This is a genomic window from Kitasatospora sp. NPDC088548 (assembly GCF_044753005.1).
Lineage (GTDB): Bacteria > Actinomycetota > Actinomycetes > Streptomycetales > Streptomycetaceae > Kitasatospora.
In genome coordinates, this window is sequence record NZ_JBIVMI010000004.1 from 180,492 (window position 1) to 207,460 (window position 26,969).

The 26,969-nt window shown below is 73.3% G+C and carries 26 protein-coding genes and 3 tRNA genes; 11 read left to right on the top strand and 18 right to left on the bottom strand.

Translation table 11 applies throughout. The features are described 5' to 3' along the window. Positions 1-44: 44 nt before the first annotated feature. A complete protein-coding gene (locus ACIP82_RS08345) occupies positions 45-1,475 on the bottom strand; it encodes an FGGY family carbohydrate kinase (protein ID WP_363607166.1) in 1,431 nt (476 codons plus the stop codon). A gap of 118 nt (positions 1,476-1,593) precedes the next feature. Beyond that, positions 1,594-1,890, bottom strand: coding sequence for a hypothetical protein (locus ACIP82_RS08350; protein ID WP_400652338.1), 297 nt, complete (start codon positions 1,888-1,890; stop codon positions 1,594-1,596). A 243-nt stretch (positions 1,891-2,133) separates the two neighbouring features. Between ACIP82_RS08350 and ACIP82_RS08355 the strand changes: the two genes are divergently transcribed. Next, a tRNA-Asn gene (locus ACIP82_RS08355) sits at positions 2,134-2,206 on the top strand. A gap of 61 nt (positions 2,207-2,267) precedes the next feature. Next, a tRNA-Asn gene (locus ACIP82_RS08360) sits at positions 2,268-2,340 on the top strand. 123 nt (positions 2,341-2,463) lie between these two features. On the opposite strand, the gene ACIP82_RS08365 is transcribed toward ACIP82_RS08360, so the two are convergent. Together ACIP82_RS08365 and ACIP82_RS08370 are read right to left on the bottom strand one after the other, a co-directional pair. Beyond that, a complete protein-coding gene (locus ACIP82_RS08365) occupies positions 2,464-3,210 on the bottom strand; it encodes a trypsin-like peptidase domain-containing protein (RefSeq protein WP_363607163.1) in 747 nt (248 codons plus the stop codon). Positions 3,211-3,327: 117 nt separating this feature from the next. Next, positions 3,328-4,173, bottom strand: coding sequence for a trypsin-like serine peptidase (locus ACIP82_RS08370; protein WP_400652086.1), 846 nt, complete (start codon positions 4,171-4,173; stop codon positions 3,328-3,330). A gap of 189 nt (positions 4,174-4,362) precedes the next feature. Between ACIP82_RS08370 and ACIP82_RS08375 the strand changes: the two genes are divergently transcribed. The 3 genes from ACIP82_RS08375 to ACIP82_RS08385 all read left to right on the top strand — a co-directional run bounded on the left by ACIP82_RS08375 (position 4,363) and on the right by ACIP82_RS08385 (position 6,625). After that, positions 4,363-4,436: transfer RNA gene (locus ACIP82_RS08375), tRNA-Ile, on the top strand. Positions 4,437-5,118: 682 nt separating this feature from the next. Further along, entirely contained in the window at positions 5,119-5,505 is a 387-nt protein-coding gene (locus ACIP82_RS08380; protein WP_400652089.1) for an HIT family protein, read from the top strand. Between the two features lie 205 nt (positions 5,506-5,710). Next, positions 5,711-6,625: a 1-aminocyclopropane-1-carboxylate deaminase/D-cysteine desulfhydrase gene (locus ACIP82_RS08385; RefSeq protein ID WP_400652092.1), complete on the top strand. Its 915-nt coding sequence runs from the start codon at positions 5,711-5,713 to the stop codon at positions 6,623-6,625. 43 nt (positions 6,626-6,668) lie between these two features. Here ACIP82_RS08385 and ACIP82_RS08390 read toward each other — a convergent pair whose 3' ends face one another. Continuing rightward, complete coding sequence (locus tag ACIP82_RS08390; RefSeq protein WP_400652094.1) at positions 6,669-8,180, bottom strand: LCP family protein; 1,512 nt, start codon at positions 8,178-8,180, stop codon at positions 6,669-6,671. A gap of 170 nt (positions 8,181-8,350) precedes the next feature. Next, complete coding sequence (locus tag ACIP82_RS08395; RefSeq protein WP_363607159.1) at positions 8,351-8,815, bottom strand: MarR family transcriptional regulator; 465 nt, start codon at positions 8,813-8,815, stop codon at positions 8,351-8,353. A gap of 127 nt (positions 8,816-8,942) precedes the next feature. Here ACIP82_RS08395 and ACIP82_RS08400 point away from each other — a divergent pair, with 127 nt between their 5' ends. Continuing rightward, positions 8,943-9,968 (top strand): NADP-dependent oxidoreductase, encoded by a 1,026-nt coding sequence (locus tag ACIP82_RS08400; RefSeq protein WP_400652098.1) that lies wholly within the window; start codon positions 8,943-8,945, stop codon positions 9,966-9,968. A 348-nt stretch (positions 9,969-10,316) separates the two neighbouring features. Next, entirely contained in the window at positions 10,317-10,811 is a 495-nt protein-coding gene (locus ACIP82_RS08405) for a DUF3145 domain-containing protein (protein ID WP_363607157.1), read from the top strand. Between the two features lie 132 nt (positions 10,812-10,943). Here ACIP82_RS08405 and fabF read toward each other — a convergent pair whose 3' ends face one another. From fabF to ACIP82_RS08430, 5 genes are all read right to left on the bottom strand, one after another. Beyond that, positions 10,944-12,209 carry a beta-ketoacyl-ACP synthase II gene (gene fabF, locus ACIP82_RS08410; protein ID WP_363607156.1) on the bottom strand — a complete coding sequence of 422 codons (1,266 nt, stop codon included), beginning with the start codon at positions 12,207-12,209 and terminating at the stop codon, positions 10,944-10,946. A 158-nt stretch (positions 12,210-12,367) separates the two neighbouring features. Further along, positions 12,368-12,616 carry an acyl carrier protein gene (locus tag ACIP82_RS08415; RefSeq protein WP_363607155.1) on the bottom strand — a complete coding sequence of 83 codons (249 nt, stop codon included), beginning with the start codon at positions 12,614-12,616 and terminating at the stop codon, positions 12,368-12,370. A gap of 81 nt (positions 12,617-12,697) precedes the next feature. Then, a complete protein-coding gene (locus ACIP82_RS08420; protein WP_363607154.1) occupies positions 12,698-13,732 on the bottom strand; it encodes a beta-ketoacyl-ACP synthase III in 1,035 nt (344 codons plus the stop codon). Continuing rightward, complete coding sequence (locus tag ACIP82_RS08425) at positions 13,729-14,679, bottom strand: ACP S-malonyltransferase (protein WP_363607152.1); 951 nt, start codon at positions 14,677-14,679, stop codon at positions 13,729-13,731. Before ACIP82_RS08425 ends, ACIP82_RS08420 begins: the two co-directional genes overlap by 4 nt. 90 nt (positions 14,680-14,769) lie before the next feature. After that, positions 14,770-15,966 carry a helix-turn-helix domain-containing protein gene (locus ACIP82_RS08430; RefSeq protein ID WP_363607248.1) on the bottom strand — a complete coding sequence of 399 codons (1,197 nt, stop codon included), beginning with the start codon at positions 15,964-15,966 and terminating at the stop codon, positions 14,770-14,772. A gap of 207 nt (positions 15,967-16,173) precedes the next feature. Here ACIP82_RS08430 and ACIP82_RS08435 point away from each other — a divergent pair, with 207 nt between their 5' ends. Beyond that, positions 16,174-16,950: a pirin family protein gene (locus ACIP82_RS08435; RefSeq protein ID WP_400652102.1), complete on the top strand. Its 777-nt coding sequence runs from the start codon at positions 16,174-16,176 to the stop codon at positions 16,948-16,950. A gap of 47 nt (positions 16,951-16,997) precedes the next feature. On the opposite strand, the gene ACIP82_RS08440 is transcribed toward ACIP82_RS08435, so the two are convergent. Then, positions 16,998-17,831: a serine hydrolase domain-containing protein gene (locus tag ACIP82_RS08440; protein WP_400652104.1), complete on the bottom strand. Its 834-nt coding sequence runs from the start codon at positions 17,829-17,831 to the stop codon at positions 16,998-17,000. Positions 17,832-17,939: 108 nt separating this feature from the next. Between ACIP82_RS08440 and ACIP82_RS08445 the strand changes: the two genes are divergently transcribed. The 3 genes from ACIP82_RS08445 to ACIP82_RS08455 all read left to right on the top strand — a co-directional run bounded on the left by ACIP82_RS08445 (position 17,940) and on the right by ACIP82_RS08455 (position 20,632). Continuing rightward, positions 17,940-18,431 carry a MerR family transcriptional regulator gene (locus tag ACIP82_RS08445; RefSeq protein WP_363607146.1) on the top strand — a complete coding sequence of 164 codons (492 nt, stop codon included), beginning with the start codon at positions 17,940-17,942 and terminating at the stop codon, positions 18,429-18,431. Further along, on the top strand, positions 18,428-19,441 hold the full coding sequence (locus ACIP82_RS08450) for an aldo/keto reductase (protein ID WP_400652107.1): 1,014 nt from the start codon (positions 18,428-18,430) through the stop codon (positions 19,439-19,441). The genes ACIP82_RS08445 and ACIP82_RS08450 overlap by 4 nt, the downstream gene beginning before the upstream one ends. 120 nt (positions 19,442-19,561) lie before the next feature. Then, positions 19,562-20,632, top strand: a complete 1,071-nt coding sequence (locus tag ACIP82_RS08455; protein WP_363607142.1) for a WYL domain-containing protein — start codon at positions 19,562-19,564, stop codon at positions 20,630-20,632. Here ACIP82_RS08455 and ACIP82_RS08460 read toward each other — a convergent pair. From ACIP82_RS08460 to ACIP82_RS08485, 6 genes are all read right to left on the bottom strand, one after another. After that, complete coding sequence (locus ACIP82_RS08460; RefSeq protein WP_400652110.1) at positions 20,596-21,807, bottom strand: alpha/beta hydrolase; 1,212 nt, start codon at positions 21,805-21,807, stop codon at positions 20,596-20,598. The genes ACIP82_RS08455 and ACIP82_RS08460 overlap by 37 nt on opposite strands. A 160-nt stretch (positions 21,808-21,967) precedes the next feature. Then, entirely contained in the window at positions 21,968-22,315 is a 348-nt protein-coding gene (locus tag ACIP82_RS08465; protein ID WP_363607138.1) for an MmcQ/YjbR family DNA-binding protein, read from the bottom strand. Positions 22,316-22,394: 79 nt separating this feature from the next. Next, complete coding sequence (locus ACIP82_RS08470) at positions 22,395-23,624, bottom strand: acyltransferase (RefSeq protein WP_400652112.1); 1,230 nt, start codon at positions 23,622-23,624, stop codon at positions 22,395-22,397. Positions 23,625-23,686: 62 nt separating this feature from the next. Continuing rightward, positions 23,687-24,829: an alpha/beta hydrolase gene (locus ACIP82_RS08475; RefSeq protein ID WP_400652115.1), complete on the bottom strand. Its 1,143-nt coding sequence runs from the start codon at positions 24,827-24,829 to the stop codon at positions 23,687-23,689. A gap of 124 nt (positions 24,830-24,953) precedes the next feature. Then, positions 24,954-25,628 (bottom strand): response regulator, encoded by a 675-nt coding sequence (locus ACIP82_RS08480; protein ID WP_400652118.1) that lies wholly within the window; start codon positions 25,626-25,628, stop codon positions 24,954-24,956. Beyond that, on the bottom strand, positions 25,625-26,926 hold the full coding sequence (locus ACIP82_RS08485; protein ID WP_363607130.1) for a sensor histidine kinase: 1,302 nt from the start codon (positions 26,924-26,926) through the stop codon (positions 25,625-25,627). Before ACIP82_RS08485 ends, ACIP82_RS08480 begins: the two co-directional genes overlap by 4 nt. Positions 26,927-26,969: the final 43 nt, after the last annotated feature.

Here is a 26,969-nt window from a genome sequence, read left to right on the forward strand (position 1 = left end):
CACGCTGCCATCGGCCGGCGGGTGACGCATCTTCACCGGCCCGGCTACGCGGTCTCCGGGTGGATCTGCTCGCGGGCGGCCCGGTACTGCTGGCGCACCGCCGAGCCGACCGGGAGGTCCTGCTCGGGGTCGGGCGTGACGGTGACGGCCTCCGGCAGCTCCCAGCGCGGCGGCTGGGAGGTGCCCGCGAGCGCCCAGGCGGCCTGCCGGGCCGCGCCGCGGGCCGCGTGGGCCCCCGGCGGCGGGACCACGACGGGGATGCCGAACAGCATCGGAGCGATCCGGCGGACGGCCGGCAGCCGCCCGGCCGCGCCGAGCAGGAAGACCCGCTTCACCGCCACGCCCTGGGCGCGCAGCACGTCCAGCGCGTCCGCGATGTTGCAGAGCATGCCCTCGACGGCGGCCCGGGCCAGGTGCTGCGGGGTCATCGACTCGGTCCGCAGCCCGGTGAGCGTGCCGGCCGCGTGCGGCAGGGCGGGCGTCCGCTCGCCGTCCAGGTAGGGCAGCAGCACCACCCCGTACGCGCCGGGGGAGGACTGCAGGGCCAGCTCGCTCAGGCCCGCCAGGTCCTGGCCGAGCAGGGCGGCGGTGGAGCGGAGCACCTGGGCGGCGTTCAGGGTGGCGACCATCGGCAGGTGGCGGCCGGTGGCGTCGGCGAAGGACGAGACCAGCCCGGTGGCGTCCACCACGGCCTGCTCGTGCACCGCGAAGATCGTCCCGGAGCTGCCGAGCGAGACCACGGCGTCGCCCGGCCCGAGGCCGAGGCCGAGCGCGGCGGCCATGTTGTCCCCGGTGCCGGCCGAGATCAGCAGGCCCTCGGGGGTGTGCCCGGCGGGCTCGGCGGGGCCGAGCACGTCGGGCAGCCGCAGCTCGTGACCGAGTGCCAGCTCCACCAGGTCCTGCCGGTACTCGCCGGTGATCGGAGACCAGTAGCCGGTGCCGGAGGCGTCTCCCCGGTCGGTGGTGCGCCGCTTGGGGTGGCCGAGCAGCTGCCAGACCAGCCAGTCGTGCGGCAGCAGCACCTCGGCCACCCGGCGGGCCGCGGCGGGCTCGAACTCCGCCAGCCAGCGCAGCTTGGCGATGGTGTACATGGGGCCGGGGACGGCGCCGATGGCGGCGGTCCACGCGGCCGGGCCGCCGAGCGCGTCCAGCAGGGCGGCCGCGGCGCCGCTGGAGCGCGGGTCGTTCCAGAGGATCGCGGGCCGCACCAGCACGCCGCCGGCGTCCAGGCCGATCATGCCGTGCTGCTGCGCGCTGACGCCGATCGCCCGGACGCCCTCCAGCAGGCCGCCGGCGGCCGCGTCGCCCAGCGAGTGCAGCCAGATCTGCGGGTCGGCCTCGCCGGGCCGGACGTCGGGGCCCTCCGGCACGGGGTGCGGCGCCTTGCCGGACCGCAGCACCGCGCCGGTCTCGGTGTCGCACGCGACGATCCGGGTGCGACTGGTCGAGCTGTCTATCCCCGCGACGATGGCCATGTCGAGATCATGCCTCAGCCCGGGCCCGGACGCGGTCGGCGCGGGCAAGTTTTGTCCGTCCGGTACCTCCGGCGTGGGGCCCGGGAGGGCCGGCCGTCACCAGGCCGTCACCGTCCCGTCACGGACGGAAGGTACCCCAGCTGTCGTCCTCGACCCGGGGGCGGTTGAAGTACGGCACCCGGTCGGCGACGGACTGCGGCAGCCGGTCGCCCACCTTGCCCGCGACGGCACCGGCCGCCTTCCCGGCCACCGCGCCGGCCTGGTGCTTCGCCTTGTCGGCCGCGCTCTGCACCTTGGGGTTCTGGGCGACCTGCCGGGTCACCTTGGCGATCTGCTCGTAGCGCTGGCGCCCGGCCCGCGAGCCCAGGACGTAGCCCGCTGCGAGCCCGACGATCAACGACAGCTTCCACATGATCGGATTCCACCCTCTCCTGGCGGCCTCTGCCGCATTGCCCTACCCGTCCGCCGGGGCGGCGAACCGTCCGCGCCCCCAGCATCCCCCGGGGTCCTTGTGGGGCGCGCGCGGGGCGCGCCGGGCAGGGGCCCGCCGGGGAGGCCGGGGAAAGCGATTGGCGGACCACCCCCCCGAGTGCGCTAATGTATGTCCCGCAGCGAGCGCCGAGGAACCCGGGAAGCCGGGCCCGAAGCGGAAGCTCGATCCCCCATAGCTCAATTGGCAGAGCAGCCGACTGTTAATCGGCAGGTTATTGGTTCGAGTCCAATTGGGGGAGCTCAGGTGGCAGGCCTCCGGGTCGGCCGTCCTGGCCGTGGTACGGCAGTGGTGTACCGCGATCCCGCATAGCTCAATTGGCAGAGCAGCCGGCTGTTAACCGGCAGGTTTTTGGTTCGAGTCCAAATGCGGGAGCTGCATCGGGTCCGCCCGGTGACTGCTCAGAGCGAAGGCCCCTCGGACGACCGGGGGGCCTTCGTGTTGCCCCGCCCCCCTGCCTCCTGCGTTTCGCCTGCGGCCCCCGGCGGCCCGGCCGGTTCAGGCGGTGGCCTGCCGGTACAGCTCGGCGACCCGGTTGTCGAAGGCGATGCTGTACGAGGTGCCGGGGCTGTCGCCGCCCTCCTGGTAGCCGCCGATCACCCCGATCACCGCGCCCGCCGTGGTGACCCACGGGCTGCCGCTGGTGCCGTCCGTGTAGCCGCGGCAGTCGAACCGCTCCTGGGTCGGGCTCTGCGAACTGGTCAGGGCCGAGCAGGTGATCGGCTCGTCGCCGGTGTTGGGGTAGCCCGTCACCGAGACCGTGAGCCCGAAGCCCTGTCCGGTGCCCAGCGGATTGCCGCCGACCGTGTCCTCGATCTCCCGGCCGTCCACCGGCCGCACGGTGACGAACGCCACGTCGTACTCCGGGTCGTCGCCCTCGGCCCAGCGCGGATCGACGGTGACCGAGGCGACCGGCCAACTCCCATGGGGCGAGTACCCGTTGCGGTAGCCGGGAGTGAACACCAGGCCGTCCAGCAGGCCGATCCGGCGGCTCTGCACGCAGTGCGCGGCGGTCACCAGCAGATTGCGCCTCGGGCTGGTCACCACACTCGCGGTGCAGGCCCGGGGCCCCTGCGCGGTGCGGACCGAGAGGGTGCCGATCCGGTCGCCCGCCGGGGTCTGCGGCGCCACCTCGGCGGTTCGCGACTCCTCGCTCCCGCCGCAGGCGGTACCGGTGGCGAGCAGCAGGGCCGCCAGCGCGACCGTCCGTGCCGCGAGCACGGGCCGTACCGGGCGGGAGGCCATCGGGGTTCCGTCCTGTCCTCGGGGCGGGCACTGCGGGTCGTGCGTACCGCCGTTCGTGAGGAAGATCTACCAGTCCGCGCCCGGCGGCGCCACTGCCGACCCGTCCGGCCCCGGCGGCTATCCCGTGGCGCGGTCGTACAGGGCCTGGACGCGGTCCCCGAAGTAACTGCTGTACGAGGTGTCCGGGCTGTCGCCGCCCTCCTGGTAGCCACCGATCACCCCGACCACGGTGCCGGTTCTGGTGGCCGGGTCGAAGTCGGTCACCCAGGGGCTGCCGCTGGTGCCGCCGGTGTAGTCGGGGCAGTCGATCCGCAGTTGGGTGGGGCTCTGCTCGACGGTGGTGTTGGCACAGGTGATCGGCACATCGCTGGTGCCGGGGTAGCCGGTGACCCGCACCGGCAGCCGGTGGCCGCGGTTGACGCCCAGCTTGTTCGCGCCGAGCACCTGCTGCACCTGCTGCCCGTTCTGTGACTGGACGACGGCGAAGGCGACGTCCACGTCCGGGTCGGCACCGTTCTTCCAGGCCTGGTCGACGGTGACGGCGAGCAGCGGCCAGACGCCGCTCGGGGTCCCGCCGTCCCGGTAGCCGGGCACGAACACCAGGTCGCCGCGCTGGCCGAGCCGGGGGTCCCAGACGCAGTGCGCGGCGGTGACGATCAGGTTGAGTCCGGCGCTGTCGACCACGCTGGCGGTGCAGAAGTGGTCGCCTTCGGCGTTGCGGGTGAAGACGGCGCCGACCAGCCCGTTGAGCACGGTGGGCTTGGCGGTGCGGGTGACACCGGTCTGCCGGCCGAGCGCGGCCCGCAGCCGCTGCCTGCTCCATCCGTGGGTATCGGCGGACGCCGAGGGCGGGTGCGAACTCACCGTCGGTGTGCCGCCGCCGGGCCCCGCCGGGGTGGTGCAGCCCGCCGCGGCCAGCACCGTCACCACGACGCCCGCCGCCACCGCCTCACGTACCGTCATCCGCCCAGGCTCCCCGCCTCGTGGTGCCCTCATCAACCGGTTGCTCCGCCCGGGGAGGCGCGAATCCGTGCGTGCCGATGTGCGCCCCCGGCGCGCACCAGGGGTGACCGACCGGCTATGCTGCCCGGGACGGCCATTCGGGGCTGTCTGCTGCTGCCGCGACCGGACCACCGGCGTGCACGGCGAACCGGGGCGGTAGCTCAGCCGGTTAGAGCAGGGGACTCATAATCCCTTGGTCGTGGGTTCGAGTCCCACCCGCCCCACTATCAGATGTAACAGATCATCTGACAAATGGTGTGGCTGACCTGCAGAAACATGCCACTCTCTGGATCTGACTGTAGAGCAGGACGGCTCGTTCCGGGGCTCGCCACGCCGAGATTCACCCTCCCAGTGGACATTGAGTGGACGTGGTCATTCTCTCAGCGGACCGGGACGGCCGACGAAAGCCAGAGACACCAGCCCGTCAGGGCTCATCAAGGTCCGCAGGCTCCGCTGCCGGGGCCCGGCCCGAGTCCCCGACCTACAGGGCAGAACACCTGAGACGGCTGCGGAGAAGTCGGTGAAAGCGCCTCTGACCAGCGGGAATGGCTCCAATCTTGCGGGGAACTGTAAACCACTGGGAAACCCGCCGGCAGCTCGCCGCCCCGAGATGCCCAGCTGGGAACACGCCGGAACCGTCGCATTGACGGGGCGTTCCCAACGCCGTTCAGGGACCGGCCCGTCACGTCGAAGGCTCCACAGGGTGCACGCCCTGTGGAGCCTTCGACGTTCCGCGGGACCTCCACACACCGCGACGAGCATGGTCCCGGTGGCTTCGGTATCGAGTGCCGCACCACAGGTGTTCCTCAACGACCGTCGGGGTATCGGGAGTCTTCGACGTAGCCCTGTTTGCCCGCGGCACCACAGCCGGCAGCGGACCGTGAACCGGACCATGGAGGTCTGATCGTGACGACATCTTTCACCGCTGACTGCGCGTTCTGCCTGATTGTGGCTGGGCGGGCTCCGGCTGTTGTGTTCCGGGAGTGGAGCGATGCGCTCGCGATACGCCCGCGGCGCGGAGGCGTGAATGACGGCCACCTGCTTGTTCTCCCTCGCATCCACGTTGAGAACGCCGGTGTGTCACCGGTCGTGGCAGGCCGGACCATGGCGCGCGCCGCGGAGCTGATGGCGGAGCTGCCGGATGCGAACATCATCACGTCCAAGGGGCCGGCGGCGACACAGACCGTCTACCACCTACACATTCACGTCATCCCCCGCCGGTCCGGCGATGGTTTGGCGCTCCCCTGGCACCCCGGCGGCGAATCCCCTGCGGCGAAGGAGGCAATCCAGTGATCACGGTCGGGCGGCGCGCGATCCCATACCGGCGTCCGACCCAAGCATGTTCCTCGTCGGTCCCACTTCATCCGGTCATTGGCGTGGATGACCTGCGCTGGGGCCTTCTCCCGAAGCGCGGCCTGCCTCCGCACTGACTCCGACCCGGCCTGGGACCCGGCCATCCCGGCCCCGCCGTTCGCGCGCTCTTCCGTATCCTGGCCCGATGCTCGAACCCGCGCTGCTGCCGACCCCGCTGGTGGACTGTACCGACGGGGCGCTGGCGCGGGCCGGGGTGGAGCTGCGGCTCAAGCGGGACGACCTGCTGCACCCCACGGTGCCGGGCAACAAGTGGCGCAAGCTCGGGCCGAACCTGGCGGCGGCGGTCGAGCAGGGGCATACCCGGCTGCTGACCTTCGGCGGGGCCTACTCCACCCATCTGCGCGCGGTCGCGGTGGCCGCGGCGGCGCTGGGCCTGGAGAGCGTCGGACTGGTCCGGGGCGAGGAACTGGCCGGGGCGCCGCGCAACTGGTCGCTGCGGGCGGCCGAGGCGGCCGGCATGGAGCTGTCCTTCCTCTCCCGGGCCGTGTACCGGGAGACGGCGGGCCGCTGCGGGACGGACCCGGCGGTCGAGGCGGAGCTGCGGCGGCGGTGGGGCCCCTGCCTGGTGCTGCCGGAGGGCGGCTCGAACCCGCTGGCCGTGATCGGTGCGGCGGCCGTCCCCGCCGAGCTGCCCGGTCTCGGTGCGCGGGACGTGGTCTGCTGCCCGGTGGGGACCGGTGGCACCCTCGCCGGGATCGCGGCCGGCCTGCCGGCGGGCGCCCGGGCGCTGGGCGTGGCGGTGCTGCGCGGTGGCGCCGGCTATCTGGAGGGCGAGGTCGCCCGGCTGCACCGGGCCGCGTACGGACGCGAGTTCGGCAACTGGTGGATCGACCACGGCCACCACGGCGGCGGCTACGGCCGGGTGCCGGCCGCGCTGGAGGCCTTCGCCGACGGCTTCGAGCGGCGCCACGGCATCGCCCTGGAACGCCGCTACGTCGCCAAGCTCCTGGCCGCCCTGTACGACCTCGCCGCCGCCGGCGCCTTCCCGGCGGGTACCCGGCTGACCGCCGTGATCACCGGCCTGCCGGACCCGCGGTAGCCGCGCCCGGTCCCGCCCGGGCTCCCGCGCCGGTCCCGCGGCCTCAGCCGAAGGTCAGGTCGGCGCAGGGGTCGGTGTCGGCGCTGCGCGAGTTCTCGGCGATGCCGCTGGGGACACCGCCCGGCGTACCGCCCGGTGCGGAGGCGGCGGGAGTCGCGCCACCCGGGGCACCGTCGGGGGCACCGGCGGCGGCCGTCGGGTGGTAGTCGCGGCCCAGGGTCACGGTGATCCCCCCGGAGCCCGGCTCCTCGACCAGCCGCGCCTGCGGGAAGAGCGGCGTCAGCTGCTCGGCGGCGGCCTTCAGCGCGGGGTCGTACGCGATCTCGGTGTTCAGCCGGCCGCCCTTGGGGGCGTCCAGGGTGACGTTCTGGAAGCCCTTGGCGCGGATCGCCTCGGCGCCCTTCCCGGCCAGCCCGGGAGTGCCGACACCGTTGACCACCAGGACCGGTACGGCCGCCTGCTCGGGCGCCAGCGGGGTGGGCGTGGCGGTGGCCGCGGCGGAGGCGGACGGGGACTCGGTCGGGGAGCCGTTCACCTGGCCGGTGCTCTGCCCGTCCAGCGTGCGGTCCTCGCGCAGCAGCCGCCAGAGCGTGTCCACATCGGGGTGGACCAGGGCGACCCGGTTGCCGGCGAAGCGCCAGGGGGTGGTGACGAAGGTGATGTCGGCGAGCTTGATGTTCTGCAGCGACTGGGCGAAGTCCACCAGCTTCATCGCGGTGCCCAGGCTCTCGTCCACGGTGAGCGAGCGGGTGGCCGCGTCGGCCAGCGGGAGCAGGGTCGGCAGGGAGAAGCCGAGGCCCTGGATCTTCTTGATCATCGAGGAGAGGAAGGCCTGCTGGCGCTTCATCCGCCCGATGTCGGAGTTGTCGCCGAAGCCGTACCGGGCCCGCAGGTAGTCCACCGCGGGCTGCCCGGAGATCTTCTGCATGCCCTTCTTGAGCTTGATGTTGTGCGAGTTCACGTCGTTGGGGACGCAGACGTCCACGCCGTTGATCGCGTCGGTCATCGCGGCGACGCCCTTGAAGTCGACCACGATGGTGTGGTCGATCCGCAGGCCGGTCAGCGCCTCGACGGTGTTCTGCGTACAGGCCGGGTTCCCCTGGGGGAACTCGCCTATGGTGAACGCCGAGTTGAACATCTGGTTCGTCTTCGGCTCCGTCCACCTGCCGCTCTGCAGCTTGCAGGACGGGATGGTCACCAGGGTGTCCCGGGGTATGGAGACGCCGACGGCGTGCTTGTGGTCGGCGTATATGTGCAGCAGGATCGCGGTGTCGGAGTGGCCGACGCCCTCCTCGCCGCCGCCGAGGTCGGCGTTGCCGTCGTCCCGGGTGTCCGAGCCGAGCAGCAGGATGTTGACCGGCACCGAGGCGCCCGGTGTGACCGGGACGGGGGCCGGCGGCCGCTCGGTGGCGACGCCGCCCGCGTCGAAGGTGGTGATGTTGGTGTCCAGCCGGTGGTAGAACCAGGCACCGGCGCCCGCCACGGACAGCACCAGTACGGCCGCGAGGCCCACGGCGGTCCGTACGATGCGCCGCCTTCGCGGGCTGCTGCTCATCGTTTCCGGCCCCCGTCTTCCGTCTTCTCGTCTCGGCTTCCCGCGCCGCCTGCCGCCCTCCGGGCAGACCGGTGCCAAAGTCTCGAACATTAGACGTTTCGGCGAAGTGTTCGGTTACATCCGACAGGCGGCCAATTCGGCCGGATCCGCCGTAGGGGCTGTGATGCTTCTCACGCCCCCGGGCCGGAGGCCCCCGCGAGCATCCGGCGGAGCAGGTCGCGCAGGACGGTCCGCTCGTCCGCACCGAGGGCGGCGAGCGGTTCGCGGGCGAAGTTCAGCGACTCGCGCAGTTCCTCGGAGGCGGCCGCGCCGGTGTCGGTGGCGGCGACCAGCTTGACCCGGCGGTCCTGCCGGTCGGCCTCCCGGGTCACGAAGCCGCGCGACTCCAGGCGGTCGACGATGCCGGTGATGTTGGACGGCTCGCAGCTGAGCGTCTGCGCGATGTGGCGCATCGGCATCGGACCGCGCCGCAGCAGGGCGAGGACCTTGGCCTGCGCGCCGGTGAGCGAGCGGGCGGCGGCGGCCTCCTCGTACTCGCGGTGGAAGAGCGCGACCAGATTGGCCATCAGGTCGACGACCTCACGGGTGATCTCGTCGGGCTGCGGCATGGCGGTCCCGGCCTGCTGGGTGTCCATGGGGGACAGTCTACCGGAACAGTTGACAACATGAACCTTTCATGTCCATCGTTACTTCAGTCGCTCAACCTTTCAGGTCGAGCGGTAATCGCCCGGGGATCACCCGGAACCTCAAGGAGCACACCTGATGGCAGAGCAGGCAGCGCCCGCCACCGCCCGTGAATGGCACCTCACCGCCCGCCCGGAGGGCTGGCCGGTCCCGACGGACTTCGCGCTGGTCGAGGTGCCGGTCCGGGCCCCCGGCCCGGGCGAGATCCTGGTCCGTAACGCCTATCTCTCGGTCGACCCCTACATGCGCGGCCGGATGTCGTCGCGCAAGTCGTACGCGGAACCGTACGAACTGGACAGGCCGATGCTGGGTGGCGCGGTCGGCCAGGTCGTCGCCTCGCGGGCGGAGGGTTTCGCCGAGGGTGACTATGTCCTGCACTCTTTCGGCTGGCGCGAGTACGCGACGTTCGAGGCCAGGGCGTCGGTCAAGGTGGACCCGAACGCCGCGCCGCTCTCCACCTACCTGGGTGTGCTGGGCATGCCGGGTCTGACCGCCTACGCGGGTCTGACGCGGATTGCGGAGATCAAGGCCGGCGACGCGGTGTTCGTGTCCGGCGCCGCCGGCGCCGTGGGTGGCATCGTCGGCCAGATCGCCAGGCTGAAGGGTGCGGCGCGGGTGATCGGCTCCGCCGGCTCGGACGAGAAGGTCAAGCTCCTCGTGGAGGAGTACGGATTCGATGCCGCGTTCAACTACAAGAACGGTCCGGTCGCCGAGCAGCTTCAGGCGGCGGCTCCCGACGGCATCGACGTGTACTTCGACAATGTGGGCGGCGAGCACCTCGAAGCGGCGATCGACTCGATCAACCTGCACGGGCGCATCGCGGTGTGCGGCATGATCTCGCAGTACAACGCCACTGAGCCGACCCCGGCCCCCCGCAACCTCGCGCAGATCATCGCCAAGCGCTTCCGCATGGAGGGGTTGCTCGTGGGTGACCACTACGACCTTCAGCCGAAGTTCGTCGAGGAGGTCTCCGCGTGGGTGCGCTCGGGTGAGCTGAAGTACCGCGAGACGGTGACCCAGGGCATCGACAGTGCGGTCGACGCCTTCCTCGACCTGCTGCGCGGCGCCAACACCGGCAAGATGCTGGTCCGCCTGGACGGCTGACGCCGGATCACGACCGCGACCGCCCCGCCGCCCACCCGGGCGCGGGGCGGTTTGCGCACCGGGCGCGGGGAGCCGGGCCGCACTACCGCATTCCGGTCGGATCCGAAAGTGCGTCATCCATCGTGCAGGGCGGCGCGGTACGGTGGTCCCGCCTGGCGATGGGGCCGTTCGGGGGAGAGATCCGACCGGGGGGTGGACCTCGTTGAGGATTCGACTAGCATTGAGCGAAAGCCTGTCCGTTTTGCTCAAATTAGTGGCTTAATGTCGGCTAGCGTGGGTAACTGTGGATCAACTGCAGGCACGAGGCAGCTGGGGAAGGCGACCCTCGTCCACAGCCTGGAGGTCCCGGTGACGACACGTGGAGTCCTGTACATCCACTCCGCGCCCCGCGCGCTGTGCCCGCACGTCGAGTGGGCCGTAGCGGGGGTGCTTGGTGTGCGGGTGAGCCTGGACTGGATCCGCCAGCCGGCCTCGCCCGGACACTGGCGTGCCGAACTCTCCTGGAAGGGGGAGCCCGGCACGGCCTCGAAGCTCGCCTCCGCGCTGCGCGGCTGGCAGCTGATGCGGTACGAGGTGACCAGCGAGCCCTGCGCCACGGCGGAGGGCGAGCGGTACAGCAGCACGCCCACGCTCGGCATCTTCCACGCCGTCACGGGCATTCACGGCGACATCCTGATCCCCGAGGACAGGCTCCGCGCCGTGCTGCTCCGCGCCCGCAGCGAGGGCGCCGACCTGGAGGCCGAGATCTCCCGGCTGCTCGGCAAGCCCTGGGACGACGAGTTGGAGCCCTTCCGGTACGCCGGCGAGGGCGCCCCGGTGCGCTGGCTGCACCAGGTGGTCTGAGCGACCGGTCCGCTCGGGCCCGAGCGGACCGGCGGACGCGAAAGGGGTCCGGCGCTCGCGATGAGCGCCGGACCCCTTCGTGTGGGCCGGGCCGGACCTCCGTCACGGAAGGCCGGGCCCGCCCCGAGGGCCTCAGACGGTGCGGAAGGCCAGCACCACGTTGTGGCCGCCGAAGCCGAACGAGTTGTTCAGCGCCGCGATCCGCCCCTCGGGCAGCCGGCGGGCCTCGTCGCGCACGATGTCCGCGTCCACGTCGTCGTCCAGCTCCTCGACGTTGATGGTCGGCGGGGCGATCCGGTTGTACAGGGCCAGCACGGTGGCGACGGTCTCGATACCGCCGGCGCCGCCCAGCAGGTGACCGGTCATCGACTTGGTGGCCGAGACGGCGATGTGGTCGAGGTGCTCGCCGAGCTCCTTGCGCAGCGCCTTCAGCTCGGCCGTGTCACCCTGCGGGGTCGAGGTGGCGTGCGCGTTCACGTGCACGATCTCGGCCTTGTCCAGCTGGTTGCGGTCGAACAGGTCGGCGAGCGCGCGGGCCACGCCGGCACCGGTGGGTTCGGGCTGGGCGATGTGGTGGGCGTCCGAGGACAGGCCCTGGCCCACGGCCTCGCAGTAGATCCGGGCACCGCGCGCCTCGGCGTGCTCGATCGACTCCAGCACGACCACGCCCGCGCCCTCGCCGAGCACGAAGCCGTCCCGGCCCTTGTCGTACGGGCGGGAGGCGCGCTGCGGCTCGTCGTTGTTCTTGGACATCGCCATCATGTTGGCGAACGCGGCGATCGGCAGCGGGTGGATCGCGGCCTCGGTACCGCCGGCCACCACGACGTCGGCGCGGCCGGAACGGATCATCTCGATCGCGTAGCCGATCGCCTCGGCGCCGGAGGCACAGGCGGAGACGGGGGTGTGCACACCCGCGCGGGCGCCGACCTCCAGACCGACGTTGGCCGCCGGGGAGTTGGGCATCAGCATCGGGACGGTGTGCGGGGAGACCTTGCGGGAGCCCTTCTCCTTCAGCACGTCGTACTGGTCGAGCAGGGTGGTGACGCCGCCGATGCCGGAGGCGATCACGGCGCCCAGACGCTCGGGGGTGAGCTTGGAGGAGTCGTCGGTGGCCGGGGTCTCGTAGCCGGCGTCGGCCCACGCCTCACGGGCGGCGATCAGCGCGAACTGCGCCGAGCGGTCCAGCCGGCGGGCCAGCGGACGGGGCAGGATCTCGCCCGGTTCGACGGCGGTGCGCGCGGCGATCCGGACGGGCAGGTCGGCAGCCCACTCCTCGGTCAGAACCGCCACTCCGGAACGCCCGGCGACCAGGTTCTCCCAGGTGGTGGCGGCGTCGCCGCCCAGCGGCGTGAAGGCGCCGATACCCGTGACTACCACGGTACGGTTTTCAGCGGTCACTGGATCTTCTTCTCTCACGTTTGTGCGGCGTTCGGCGGCGCGCCGGGGGGTGGGACCCGGCCGGGGCGCCCAACAGGGCGTCCCGGCCGGAGAGTCGGCCGGCTCAGGGAGCCGGCCGACGGTCAGACGTCGTCGAGTGAATCGAACGCGTCGATCGCTCAGGCGTCGGCGTTGGTGAGGATGTAGTCCACCGCGTCGCCGACGGTCTTCAGGTTCTTGACCTCGTCGTCCGGGATCTTCACGTCGAAGCGCTCCTCGGCGGCCACGACGACCTCGACCATGGACAGCGAGTCGACGTCCAGGTCATCGGTGAAGGACTTGTCGAGCTCGACGTCCTCGGTCGGGATGCCGGCGATCTCGTTGACGATCTCAGCGAGACCTTCCAGGACCTCGTCCTTGGTAGCCATACTGGCTGCTCCTCTTCGGTGTTGAATGCGGCCGCCCGGCGGACGGACGCAGGCTTGCGGGATAAGTGGGGCGAAACGCGCCTAGGGGAGCGTAACGACTGCCGCGGCGTAGACCAGACCCGCCCCGAACCCGATGATCAGTGCGAGGTCGCCGCTGGAGGCTTCGCCGCTCTCCAGCATGCGCTCCATCGCCAGCGGGATGGAGGCCGCGGAGGTGTTGCCGGTCTCGGTGATGTCGCGGGCGACCGGCACCGTGTCGGGCAGCTTCAGCGCCTTGATCATGGCGTCCGTGATGCGCATGTTGGCCTGGTGCGGAATGAACGCGCCGAGCTGGTCGGCGGTGATCCCGGCGGCGTCCAGCGCCTGCTGGGCCACCTTGGCCATCTCCCAGACCGCCCAGCGGAAGACCGTCTGACCCTCCATCCGCAGGGCCGGCCACTTGGTCTCCGGGCCCGCGCCGTTGACGGCGTCCTCCTTGGCGAAGGCGGTGTCCCAGGCCTGGGTCTGCGTGATGACGTCCTTCTGGGAGCCGTCCGAGCCCCAGATGACCTTGCCGATGCCGGGAGTGTCGGACGGGCCGACGACCGCCGCGCCCGCGCCGTCACCGAAGATGAACGCGGTCGAGCGGTCCGACTGGTCGGTCAGGTCGCTGAGCCGCTCGACGCCGATCACCAGGACGTACTCGGCGCTGCCGCCGCGGATCATGCCGTCGGCCAGGCTCAGGCCGTAGCCGAAGCCGGCGCAGGCGGCCGAGATGTCGAAGGCCGGGGCGGTGCCGCAGCCGAGCCGCTCGGCGATCTCGGTGGCGATCGCGGGGGTCTGCTTGAGGTGCGAGACCGTCGCGACGATCACGCCGCCGATCTGGTCCGGGGTGAGTCCGGCCTGGGCGATCGCCTTGCCGGAGGCCTGCACCGACATCTCGGCGACGCTCTCGTCCGGACCGGCCCAGCGGCGCTCGGCGATCCCGCTCCGGGTGCGGATCCACTCGTCCGAGGAGTCGATCCAGTTCAGCACCTCGGCGTTCGGGATCACCCGGACCGGGCGGTAGCCGCCGACACCGAGGATGCGCGAGTACTGCGCGCCGATGGCCGGGCGGATCTGAGGGGCGCTTCTCATGCCTCGTTCTCCTGGTCCTGACCGCCGTGCTCCGCGACCAGCTCACGGGCCTTGTCGAGGTCGGCGGGCGTCTTCAGGGCAAGCGTCGCCACACCCTTGAGGTTGCGCTTGACCAGTCCGGTGAGGGTGCCCGCCGGGGCGAGCTCGATGACGGCGGTCGCGCCCAGCTCCCGCAGGGTCTCCATGCACAGGTCCCAGCGGACCGGGTTGGAGACCTGCGACACCAGGCGGTCCAGCACGTCGGTACCGGACGACACGACCGCGCCGTCCCGGTTGGAGAGGTAGGTGACCTTCGGGTCGGCGACCGACAGGGTCGGGGCCAGCTTCGCCAGGCGCTCGACGCCCGGCGCCATGTGCTCGGTGTGGAACGCGCCGGCGACCTTGAGCGCGATCAGCCGGGCACCGGCCGGCGGGTCGGCCTTCAGGGCCTCCAGCTGGGCCAGCGTGCCGGCGGCGACGATCTGGCCGCCGCCGTTGTTGTTGGCCGGGGTCAGGCCGTGCTCGGCGAGCTTGGCCGCGACGGCCTCCGGCTCGCCGCCGAGGACGGCGATCATGCCGGTCTCGGTGGCCGCGGCGGCCTCGGCCATCGCCAGGCTGCGCTCACGGACGAAGGTGAGCGCGTCGTGCGCGGTGAGCACCCCGGCACCGGCGGCGGCGGTGATCTCACCGACGCTGTGGCCGGCCACGGCGCCGACCAGCGTCCGGGCGCTGTCCTCGTCCGGGAACAGTGCGCGGGCGGTCACCAGGCCGGCCGCGACCAGCAGCGGCTGGGCGACGGCGGTGTCCTTGATTTCCTCGGCGGACGCCTCGGTTCCGGCGTGCACCAGGTCGAGCCCGGCGACCTCCGACCAGCCGCGCAGGCGGTCGGCGACACCGTCGACCTCCAGCCAGGGGCTGAGGAAACCGGGGGACTGGGCACCCTGTCCAGGGGCGACGATTACGAGCACGGTTCAACCCTCTCTCGCCAGGCGCCCGGGGGCGGGTAGGCGACGGTAACGAAGAAAAGCATCCGGGATTGTCAGTTCCCTACATCGCGGTCAATTGTGCTCTCCAGCCGCGGCGAGTCGTCCCAGCGCCAGTGCGATGCGCAGCGTGAACGCCGAACGTACGTCGGAGGGAGCGTAGCCCGTGACGTCTGTCACACGTCGCAGCCGGTAGCGCACCGTGTTGGGATGGACGAAGAGCATCCGGGCGGCACCCTCCAAAGAGGAGGCCTGCTCCAGGTAGACACTCAGGGTCTCCAGGAGTGCCGAGCCCGCCTCGTCCAGCGGTGTGTAGATCTCCTCCACCAGCTGGCGGCGGGCCGCCTGGTCTCCGGCGAGCGCGCGTTCGGGCAGCAGGTCGTCAGCCAGCACCGGGCGCGGGGCGTCCGGCCAGGCGGCGCAGGCCCGCAGGCCGGCGGCGGCGGCGTGGGCCGAGCGGGTCGCCGACAGCAGGTCGGGCACGGTCGGGCCGACCACCACCGGGCCCGCCGCGAACTGGCCGATCAGCGCCCTGGCCGCGTGCACCGGCTCCTTGTCGCCGCCGACCACCACCACCAGGCGCTTGCCCAGCACCCCGGTCAGCACATGCAGCTTGGCGTACCGGGCGGCCCGGCGGATCGCCTCGACCACCAGCTCGCTGTCCCCGTCCGGGGCGCTGCCCATCACCACCCGGACCTGGCTCGGCTGGCCCCAGCCGAGCGCGGCGGCCCGGGAGAGGACTCCCTCGTCGGCGTCACCGGAGAGCAGCGAGTTGACGACCAGTGCCTCCAGTCGGGCGTCCCAGGCGCCGCGCGCCTCGGCCGCCTGGGCGTAGACCTGGGCGGTGGCGAAGGCGATCTCCCGGGCGTACACCAGGACGGACTCGCGCATGTCCGCCTCGTCACCGGGGGCGGCCACCTCCTCGATGGCCTCCTCCATCACCTCGATCGTGGTGCGGATCAGCTCCACGGTCTGGCGCAGCGTGATCGCCCTCGTCAACTCGCGCGGTGCGGTGCCGAAGACGTCGGTGGAGATGGCCTGCGGGGCGTCGGGGTGGCGGTACCACTCGGTGAAGGCGGCGATCCCGGCCTGGGCGACCAGGCCGATCCAGGAGCGGTGCTCCGGCGGCATCCGCCGGTACCAGCCGAGCTGGTCGTCCATCCGCGCGATCGCGGCCGTGGCCAGCTTGCCCGAGGATTTCTCCAGCCGCTTCAGCGTCGCGACCCGGCGCTCGGCGCGCTCGGCGGCGAGTCTGCGTTCCTGTACGGTCAGGCGCGGCGCCGCCCGGCCGGGCCGGTCCCGGCCGGCCCCGGACGTCGGGCTCTTCCCGTTCTTGTCGGGCTTGGCGTTCGGATCGCTCTTGGAGTTCGCGGAAGCGGCTGGCACAAGGACAAGACTGCCTCACCGGAGTGGCTGCTCGTGCACGCCCCCCGCCGGAGGGCCACGGTGGCGGCCGTCACACCCGCTACCGTGGAGGCCGTGACCGACGCCCCCGCCCGCCCCCGCGCCGACCTGCGCCGCACCGCCGAGCGCCACCTCTCGATCCCGGCCGAGGGCATCGAGACCAGACACGCGTTCTCCTTCTCGGGCCACTACGACCCGAAGAACACCCACTTCGGCGCGCTGCTGGCCTGCAACGAGGAACTGCTCGCCCCCGGCGCGGGTTTCGACGAGCACAAGCACCGGGACACCGAGATCCTCACCTGGGTGCTGGAGGGCGCGCTCGCCCACCGGGACTCCCGCGGTCACAGCGGGGTGGTCCGCCCCGGCATGATCCAGCACCTGAGCGCGGGCTCCGGTGTCACCCACACCGAACGCAACGTCGGCGGCGCCCGGGGGCCGGTCCGCTTCATCCAGATGTGGCTCCAGCCGGACGTCTTCGACGCGCCCCCGGTGTACGGGCTGCGCCGGGTGGAACCGGCGGACGGCGGGTTGACGCTGCTCGCCTCCGGCCTCGAACGGGACGCCGGGACGGACGCCCTGCGGCTGCGCCGTTCCGACGCCGCGCTCTGGCTGGCCACCGCGGGGCCCTGGCAGCCGCTGCCCGAACTCCCGGCCGCCGCATGGCGGTACGCCCATCTGACGGCCGGTTCGCTCGGCTACCGCACCGTGCCGGGCCCGCAGGGCGGCGGCCGGTCGATGGTGCCCGGCGACAGCGTCCGGATCACCGGCGGCGCCTTCGCGGACCCGACGGCCGGGGAGACCGGCGCCGAGCTGCTGCTCTGGGAGATGCACTCGCCGGTCTCGTACGGCTGAGCGGGGCCCGCGGTGGGCGGCCGGTGCGGCGCGCCCACCGGGCTTGCTCAGCCGCGCAGTTCGGCCAGGACGGCGTCGCTGAGGAGCGGCCAGGACTCGGCGGCCCACGGGCCGAAGTCCCGGTCGGTGAGCGCGACGCAGGCCACGCCCGCCTCGGGGTCGACCCAGAGGAAGGTGCCGGACTGGCCGAAGTGGCCGAAGGTGGCGGGCGAGTTGGCGGTGCCCGTCCAGTGTGGCGCCTTGCCGTCCCGGATCTCGAAGCCGAGGCCCCAGTCGTTCGGGCGGCGGTGGCCGAAGCCGGGCAGGACACCGCTGGTGCCCGGGAAGGCGACCTCGCGGGTGGCCGTGCGTACGGTGGACGGGTCCAGCAGCTTGGGCGCCTGCAACTCGGCCGCGAACAGCGCGAGATCGCCCACGGTGGAGAGACCGCCGGCTCCGGCGGGGGACTTGTGCGCGGTGTTGATCAGCGTCGAGCGCATGCCGAGCGGCTCGAACACCGCCTCGGCGGCGTACCGGCCGAACTCGATGCCGGACGCCTGGGTCAGGGTCTGTGCCAGCACGTCGAAGCCGGCGTTGGAGTAGAGCCGGCGGTTGCCCGGCTCGGCCATCACCCGCTGTTCGTCGAAGGCCAGCCCCGAGGTGTGCGCCAGCAGGTGGCGGACGGTCGAACCCGCGGGCCCGGCCGGGTCGTCCAGCTCGAAGACGCCCTCCTCGACCGCGACCAGGACGGCGTACGAGGTGAGCAGCTTGGTCACCGACGCCAGCGGGAACAGGTGCTGCTGCGGGCCGTGTCCGGCGAGCACCGCGCCGTCCGCGCCCCGTACCACCGCCGCCGCGGCGTTGGGCACCGGCCAGTTCTCGATCATCCGCAAGCTCTCCATGGGCCCGACTCTAACCGGGTGGTCCGAGCACCCGCGTGGGAGGCTTGCTTGGAGTGCACTCCAACTCGCTAGCGTCGTAGACACCGCTCACCACTGGGGGTTCCGATCATGGCAACGCTCGCGCCGATCGAGGTCGACCCGCGCACCTGTTCCGACGTGTTCAACCAGCCGGTCGGCGACCCGGACCGCACCCCGCGGCACAGCATCAGCGAGGTCGCGGCGGCCAGCGGACTGACCGCCCACACCCTGCGCTGGTACGAGCGGATCGGTCTGCTCGACCCGGTCGACCGCTCCGCCTCCGGCCAGCGCCGCTACTGCGACGCCGACCTGCACCGGCTGGCCTTCCTGGGCCGGCTGCGGCTGACCGGAATGACGGTGGCCGACATGCTCCGGTACGTCGAACTGGCCCGCCAGGGCGAGCGGACCTTCGAGGGACGGCGCGACCTGCTGGTCGCCCACCGCGAGGAGGTCCGGCAGCGCATCGCCGACCTGCACGCGACCCTCGCCGTGCTCGACTACAAGATCGATCTCTATGCCGGGAAGATCGCCGACCGCGGCGAACCGGCCCGCCGCCAGCAGAGGAAGAAGCAGAGCGCATGACTCTCCCCACCCTCCCCACCACCCAGCTGGGCACCGACGGTCCGTCCGTGGGCGTCCAGGGCCTCGGCTGCATGGGCATGAGCGAGTTCTACGGCCCGACCGACACCGCGGAGGCGCTCGCCACCCTGGACGCCGCCCTGGAGGCGGGCGTCACCCTCTTCGACACCGCCGACGCCTACGGCTTCGGCCGGAACGAGGAGTTGATCGGTCCGTTCGTCCGCGCCAACCGCGACCGGGTGGTGGTCGCCACCAAGTTCGCCATCGAGCGCAAGGAGGACGACCCGGCCCACCGGGGCATCCGCAACGACCCGGCGTACATCCGGGCCGCCGCGGACGCCTCGCTGCGCAGGCTCGGCGTGGACGTGATCGACCTCTACTACATGCACCGCCGCGACCCGGACGTGCCGCTCGCCGAGTCGGTGGGCGCGATGGCCGAGCTGGTCCGGGCGGGCAAGGTGCGTCACCTCGGCCTCTCCGAGGTGACCGGCGCCGAACTGCGCGAGGCGTACGCGGTGCACCCGATCGCGGCCCTGCAGTCGGAGTGGTCGGTCTTCGCCCGGGACGTCGAGCGCTCGGCGGTGCCGGCCGCGGCCGAGCTGGGCGTCGCCTTCGTGCCGTACTCGCCGCTCGGCCGGGGCTTCCTGACCGGTTCGTTCGCCGCCGCCGAGGAACTGGCGGCGGACGACGTGCGCCGCACCCAGCCCCGGTACAGCGGGGCGAACGCGGCCGCCAACACCGCGCTGCTGGAGCCGATCCGGGAGATCGCGGCGGCGCGCGGGATCACCGCCGCCCAGGTGGCGCTCGCCTGGGTGCACCAGCGCGCCGAGGTGCACGGCCTGGCCGTGGTGCCGATCCCCGGCACCCGCAAGCGCAGCCGGCTCGCCGAGAACACCGCCGCGGCGACGCTGCGGCTCACCGCGGAGGAACTGGCCGCGCTGGAGCCGGTCGCGGCGAAGGTGGCCGGCGACCGCTACCCGAACATGGCCTTCACCTCGGTCGGCCGCGAGTAGCCGCGCGCCCGGTGCGGGGGCCGGCGGTCCGGTGCGGGGGCCGGCCGGTCCGGCCCCCGTTCCGGCAATCTCCCGGTAAAAGCTGACAACCGGCGTCAGGGTTTCTGGGATCCTCGTGCCATGAAGGCCGACCGCCTGCTCTCCATCCTGCTGCTGCTCCAGACCCGCGGCCGGGTGCCCGCCACCGAACTGGCCGAGCGCCTGGAGGTGTCGGTCCGCACCATCTACCGCGACGTCGAGGCGCTCTCGGCGGCCGGCGTCCCCGTCTACACCGAACGCGGCCGGCACGGCGGGATCAACCTGCTGCCCGGCTACCGCACCGACGTCAGCGGGCTCACCGCCGACGAGGCCCGCGCCCTGTTCGTGCTCTCCGCCCAGGGCGCGCACAGCGACCTCGGGCTGGACGGCGCGCTCGGCTCGGCGCTGCGCAAGGTGATGGCCGCGCTGCCGGCCCCGCACCGCCCGGCCGCCGAGCGGATCAGCGAGCGCGTCCTGGTGGACCCGGCCCGCTGGCTCCAGGCGGGCGTGCCCGCCGGACCGGACCTCGGCGAGCTGCAGTACGCCGTCTTCGCCGACCGCCGGCTGCGGCTGCGCTACCGGCACAGCGGCACCTCGGGGCCCGCCGAGTACACCGTCGACCCGTACGGCCTGGTGAGCAAGGCGGCCGTCTGGTACCTGGTGGCCGATCTGCGCGGTGAGCCCCGGCTGTTCCGGGCCGACCGGGTGCTGGCCGCCGAGACCGCCGAGGAGCCGGTGCGCCGCCGTCCCGGTCTCGGTCTGGGCGAGGTCTGGGCGGTGCTGCGCGAGCAGGTCGAACGGCTGCCCAAGGAGGTGTCGGTCAAGGTCCGGGTGCGGCGCGCCCGGCTGGACATGTTCATCCGCCTCCACGGGACCAGGCTCACCGCGCCGCCGCCCGAGTGGGGTACCGGGCCCGCCGACGAGTGGGTCGAGCTCGCCCTGGGCTTCCAGTCGCTGCCGGCCGTCCGCTCGCTGCTCTCCTTCGGCGGGGACGCCGAGGTGCTCTCACCGCCCGCCGCCCGGCGGGAGATGGCCAGGGTCGCCGCCGAGGCCGCCCGGCTCTACCCGGACCGCGGGGCGGCCCCCGGCCGGGGCAGGGCGTCCGACCGGCCGCAGTCCGCCAGGGAGCGGAGGGTTCAGGCCCCGGCCGTCGGGCGGACCACCTCGTCGTAGTGGCCGAGCGAGATGGCCGCGAAGTTGTGCAGGCTGTCGGTGCCCTCGGTGAAGTAGCCGTTGTGGCCGGAGGCCCGGGCGGAGGAGATCTCCTCGGCGCCGAAGCCGGCCGAGGTCGGGTCGGCGCCGTGGCCGAGCCCGCCGACCTCCAGGTACGGCACGTTGCCGATCCAGTCGCTGCCGTTGCGGGTGGCCCAGACGTGCACGCCGGCGCCCAGTTCGGAGGTGGTCTGCACTCCCATGCCGGGGCTGCCGAACACCACCAGGTCGGTGACCCCGGAGGTGTCGGACGGCGAGGCGGCCGCCCGCGGGATGTCGGGGGCGGCGTTGCCGCAGACCACCGAGCCGTAGGAGTGGCAGAGCAGCGACGGCGGGGCGTCCGGCCGGGTGGTCTCCTTCAGCCCGGCGAGCAGCCGTTCCAGCCGGGGCGCGGCGATGTCGGCGAGCCGCGAGGTGACGGCGTCCGGACCGAGTCCGGAGGGGGTGACGTAGCCGGTCCAGGCGATCACCGCGGTCCGGGTGCGGGGCGACTGCCGCCGCTCCTCGGCGTACAGCGCGCGGGCCATCCCGGCGGGGGAGCGCAGCGGTTCGGCGGTCTGGTCGAAGTGGCCGAGGTCGGCGTCCGAGCCGGGGACCAGGACGGAGATCCGGTCGGCGTCCGCGAGATCGCCCCAGACCTCGGTGACCAGGCCGCGGCCGCGCGGGTCGAAGGCGAGGACCTGGCGGTCGGGGGCCAGCAGGTGCTCGATGTCGTTGGCGCGGGAGACGGCCAGCGCGCGCAGGTCGGAGTCGAGCTTCCGGTTGTTGGCGCGGTCCCGGGCGTGGTCCCGCTCGGCGGCGAGGGCGATCCGGTTGGCGCGGTAGCGCAGCTCCACCGGGGCGCCGTCGAAGTTGCCGACGACCAGCGGGTAGTCCTGGATCAGCCGGTCCAGTTCGGTGGGGGCGAGCGACGTGAAGAACTCGGCGGCGGCGGCCGGGGTGGTGGTGGCCGGGTCGGGCAGACCGCGGCCGAAGGAGTGGTCCTCGACCCAGGCGGCGCTGCCGGCCGGAGGCGTGGAGATCGCCAACTGCTCGGTGGACGCGGCGGCCTGGGCCGCCGCCGCACCGGCGTCGGCGAGCACGGCGCAACCCGCGAAGGCGCCGATCAGTACACGCTTCCACCGCCGACGGCGCATCGCGTCAACTCCCTAGGGGCCCGTCACCGTTCCGCGGGCGGGGGCCCGGAGGGTGCTACGACTGCCAACTTCCCTTCGCAAGCCTAGGGCGCCCGGAGGAGTGATGGACCCGCCCTAAACTGTGTTTAGCATCACATGAACCGCCGGTGTCCGGGCGGCGTCACCGGGCCGCCTCCGCGTCGAACTCCTTGACGAGCCGCTTCGGTGCGGTGCGCCGCCAGGCGTCGGTCAGCAGGTCGCGCAGCTCGTCCGGGTCGACCAGGTCGAGCCGGACGCCCACCCAGCCGTGCCGCCCGACGTACTGGGGGAAGGAGAACACCTCGGGCTCGGCGGCGAGCAGCTCGGCCTGGTCCTCCCGGGAGGCCTTCACGCTGACCGTCCCGCCGTCCGGCGAGCCCATCGCGAAGATCTTCGAGTGGACCCGCAGCGTCTCGATCTCCCAGGTCGGCTCCTGGACGGCCTGCGGCAGGGCCAGCGCCATCGCGCGGAACTCATCGAACGTCACCATGGCGGCAGGGTAGGGCAGCGGACCGACACCGCGCCCCGGAACGCACGGCGTTCCGGGGCGGCGGCCGCTCCGGCGCTGGTCAGACCAGACCCAGCGCGTACGCGGCGAAGAGCGCCGCCGCAGCCCCGGCCACGGCCTTCCAGGCGCGGGAGAACGCCGTCCAGGGCCCGTCGAACCGGCGGGTGAACCACCCGATCGTCACCAGGACGGCGCCGAACAGCGGGAGCAGCGCCAGCCGGGCGGCCACCCAGCCCAGAGTCGACGGTGCGGTGGTCAGCCCCGGCACCGCGCCCAGGGCCGCCGCACCGGGCACCGCGACGGCGAGCATCGCGCTCTGGTGCCAGCAGAAGATCGTCATCGCCGACAGGTTGACGGCCACCACCGGCAGCCAGAGCAGCGGCCGGCGCCCCAGCAGCCGGCCGAGCCGCTCGCGCAGCAGGACCGCCGCGCCGCACTGCACCGCCGCCAGCGCCAGGACCAGCAGGGACGGCGGGTGCGAGTTGGTCCGCTCGGCGCCGGGCACGCCGACCATGCTGGCCGGGTAGTGGAAGACCAGCAGCAGTACGGCGAACAGCGCACCGCCGCCGAGCAGCAGCAGCCGCGCGGCCGGGCGGCGCAGCCGGCCCTGCGCCCAGAGCACGCCCAGCTGGTAGCCGAAGAGCCAGCCCGGCAGCACGTTCACCAGCCCCACCCAGGACGGCACCGCGTCCGCCCAGGGCCCGTACCGCCCCAGGTCGACCAGGGCGACGACGGCCACCAGCGCGCCCGCCGACCAGCCGCGCAGCCGGCGGCCGGCCGCCACACAGAGCGGGGTGAGCGCGGTCAGCCCCAGGTAGACGCCGATGTACCAGAGCGGCTGCACCACCAGCACCGAGCCGGTCCGGACGGTGTCGCCCGGCACTCCGAGCCGCTCCAGCAGCGGGATCAGCAGTGCCCAGACGGCCGTCACCCCGAGCACCGGGCGCAGCAGCCGCACCGCCCGGCCGCGCAGCCAGCCCGGGTACGTCACGCCCTTGGCGCGGGCCCGCTCCAGCGAGTGGACGGTGGAGTGGCCGCCGACCAGGAAGAACACACCGAGCATCTGGAGCACCCAGCTGAGCGGGGCGAAGAAGCCGAGCGAGCCGAGCGGGCTGGCGTTGTGCAGCGCGCCGTCGGGGGAGAGGGTGAAGCCGCCGAGCATCCAGTGGCCGACCGGGACGGCGAGCAGGGCGAGGGCGCGCAGCCCGTCCAGGGCGCGGTCGCGGGTCTCGGGGGTGCGGGCGTCGACCTGGTGGGCGGCGCGGCGCAGGGCGGTGAGCGGGTGGGCCATGGCGGTGCTCCTCACGGTGGCACGGGCGGGTCGGGCGGGACGGGCGGGTCGGGCGCGGCTGGTCAGCGGCCGAGGGCGATGTCGGCGAAGGCCGCGAGGGAGGCGGTGCCGGGCGCGAAGTACCCGGTGTGGCCGTGCGAGCCGGTGGCGGGCAGCGGGCGGGCGCCGAAGGCGGGGCCGGTCGGGTCGGCGCCGTGGCCGAGGCCCAGGACGGAGACGAACGGCACGTTGCCGATCCAGTCGGAGCCGTTGCGGGCGGTGGCCCAGAGCGGGACCTCCGGGTCGAGATCGGCGGCCGAGCCGACGCCCATCCCGGGCGAGCCGAGCACCACCACCCCCGAGGACTGCGCGGGCCCCGGCCGGGCCAGCCCGCAGACCACCGAGCCGTAGCTGTGGCAGAACACCGTGGCGGGCGCGTCGGGCCCGGTGGTGACGGCGAGTCCGTCGAGCAGCCGGGCCAGCCGCTTCGCCCCGGCGTGGGCCAGCTTCTCGGTGGCGGCGTCCGGGCCCACGCCGACCGGGGTGGTGTAGCCGGCCCAGGCGATCACGGCGGTCCGTCGGCTGGTCACGTCGTGGAGCGCGCGGGCCATCCCGGCCGGGGTGCCGTACGGGTCGGTGGCGCGGTCGAAGCTCAGCAGGTCGATGTCGGAGCCGGGCACGACGACGGCCGTCCGGCGGGCGGTGGCCAGGTCGCCGTAGACCTCGGCGACCTGGCCGCGGCCGCGCGGGTCGAAGGCGAGGATCTGCCGGCCGCCGTCGAGCAGGGTGCGGTAGCGCTCGGCGCGGGCGCGGGCGGCGGCGTGGTCCTGCGGGGTGCGCGCCGGGTCGGTGGCGCGGGCCAGTTCGCGGCCACGCTCCTCGGTCAGGGCCAGCGCGTTGGCCCGGTAGCGCAGTTGGACGGGGGCGCCGTCCAGGTTGCCGACCACCAGCGGGTGGCGGACGGCCAGCGCGTCCCGCCGGGCCGGCGTGAGGCCGGCGAAGAAGGCGGCCACCTCGGCGGGCGTGGCGGTGGCCGGGTCGGGCAGGCGGATCCCGAGGGTGGTGTCCGCCACCCAGGCGGTGCTGCCCGGTGGCGGTCCGGTGAGGGCGTGCTGGGTGTCGGCGGCCCAGCCGCCCGAGCCCAGTACGGCGGCCAGGGCCACCGCGGCGGCGGTGAGCGCCCGGCGCAGACGTGTGGACCTGTTCTGGGGGCGCTGCTGCCGCATGTCCCTTGTCTCCCTTGTCCGTTCGGTCTCGACGGAGAGGAAGGTAGGAATGCGGCGGCCCCGCGGGCGTCACACCGCGGGGCCAACTCCCGGGTGCTACCCGGGTATCACGAGGGGGGAAGTGCTACTGACCAGGTGTCACCAGGCCGGACTCGTAGGCGAGCACCACGGCCTGGGCGCGGTCGCGCAGGTCGAGCTTGGCGAGGATGCGGCCGATGTGGGTCTTGACGGTCTGTTCGGCGAGCACCAGCCGGGCGGCTATCTCCTGGTTGGAGAGGCCGCGCGCGATCAGCTCCAGCACCTCGGTCTCGCGCGGGGTCAGGCCGTTGAGCCGCAGCTTGGGGTCGCGGCGCCTGGCGGGCCTGGTCCGGGCGAAGTCCTCGATCAGCCAGCGGGTCACCGACGGGGCGAGCAGCGCCTCGCCGGCCGCGACCACCCGGACGGCGGCGATCAGGTCGGCCGGGGGCGCGTCCTTGAGCAGGAAGCCGCTGGCCCCGGCGCGCAAGGCCTCGTACACGTAGTCGTCCACGTCGAAGGTGGTCAGCATCAGCACCTTGGGGCGGTGCGCGCCGGGCACGGCCGGGTCGAGCAGCCGCCGGGCCGCCTCCAGGCCGTCCATGACGGGCATCCGGACGTCCATCAGGACCACGTCCGGATGGGTGCGGCCGGTGACCTCCAGGGCCTGCGCGCCGTCCGCCGCGTCGCCCACCACATCGATGTCGCTCTGGGCGTTGAGCAGGGCGGCGAAGCCGGCCCGCACCATCGCCTGGTCGTCGACGATGATCACGCGGATGGTCATGCGGATGTCTCCAGGGGGGTGTCGAACGGCAGGACGGCGGCCACCTTGAAGCCGCCGTCGGGCAGCGGGCCGGTGTCCAGCCTGCCATCCAGCAGGCGGACGCGTTCCCGCATGCCGACCAGACCGTGGCCGGTGCCCTCGGCCGAGGCCTCCAGGGACTCGACGCGCTCGGGCGGGGCGCCGTTCACCACGGTGACCAGCAGCGCGGGGCCGTCCACGGCCAGCGAGACCCAGACCCGCGCGCCGGGGGCGTGCCGGACGACGTTGGCCAGCGCCTCCTGGACGATCCGGTACACGGAGAGTCCGACGGCCTGCGGCAGGGCGTCGTCGAGTTCGGGCGCCACGGACAGTTCGGCCGGCACCCCGGCCCGGGCGACCGTCTCGACCAGCTGGGCCAGCTGCCCCACCCCGGGCTGCGGCACCTTCTCGGTGGTGGACTCCTCGCTGCGCAGCACACCCAGCAGCCGCCGCATCTCGGCCAGCGACTCACGGGCGGTGCCGGCGATGGCGGTGAACTCCTCGGCGGCGTCGTCCGGGACTCCGGTGATCCGGTAGGGGGCGCTGGCGGCCTGGACGGCGATCACCGACATGTGGTGGGCGACCACGTCGTGCAGCTCGCGGGCGATCCGGGCGCGCTCCTCCAGCAGGGTGCGCCGCTCGCGTTCGGCCTCGCTGATGTGCTCCTGCTCGGTGAGCAGCCGCTGGGCCTCGGCCCGCTCCCGCAGGGCTCCGCCGAGCAGCAGGACCGCGCCGGTCAGGACCACCGCGAGCATGCTGTTGTCGCTGCCGACCTCGGCCGTGGCGCCGGCCAGGGAGAGCGCGAGACTGGCGGCGGCGGTGGCCAGCCAGACGGAGAGCAGGGTGCGGCGCGGCTCGCGGAGGGCGAGCGGGAGCATCAGCAGCAGATAGCCGACCATGCTGGTGGCCGGCCAGGGCCAGGCGGAGGAGGTCCCCCGCCCGGTGGTCAGGATCAGCAGGGACGTCAGCAGGTTGGTGCCGCCGATGACCCACCAGGCGGCCAGCGGGCGGCTCGGCGTCAGCAGCAGCGGTGCCGTCTGCGCGATGGCGAGGCCCGCGGCGAGCCCGGTCGCGAGCTTGTAGTCGTGCGCGAGGACGTTGATCGAGTTGGGCAGCAGGGAGGTGAAGGCGGCCAGTGCGAGGACGTAGGGGAGGTAACGGACCCACCGGCTGGAGGCGTTGGCCAGCATCGGGGTGCGGTCGGCGGACGGTCGGGCGAGCGGCGCGAGCAGGGCCCGCAGCGGGTCGCTCCGGGCCGGTCCGGGGGGCGGGTCGATCATCCCGCCAGGGTAGGCGGGCCGGGCGCCGCCGTCGTCCGACCGG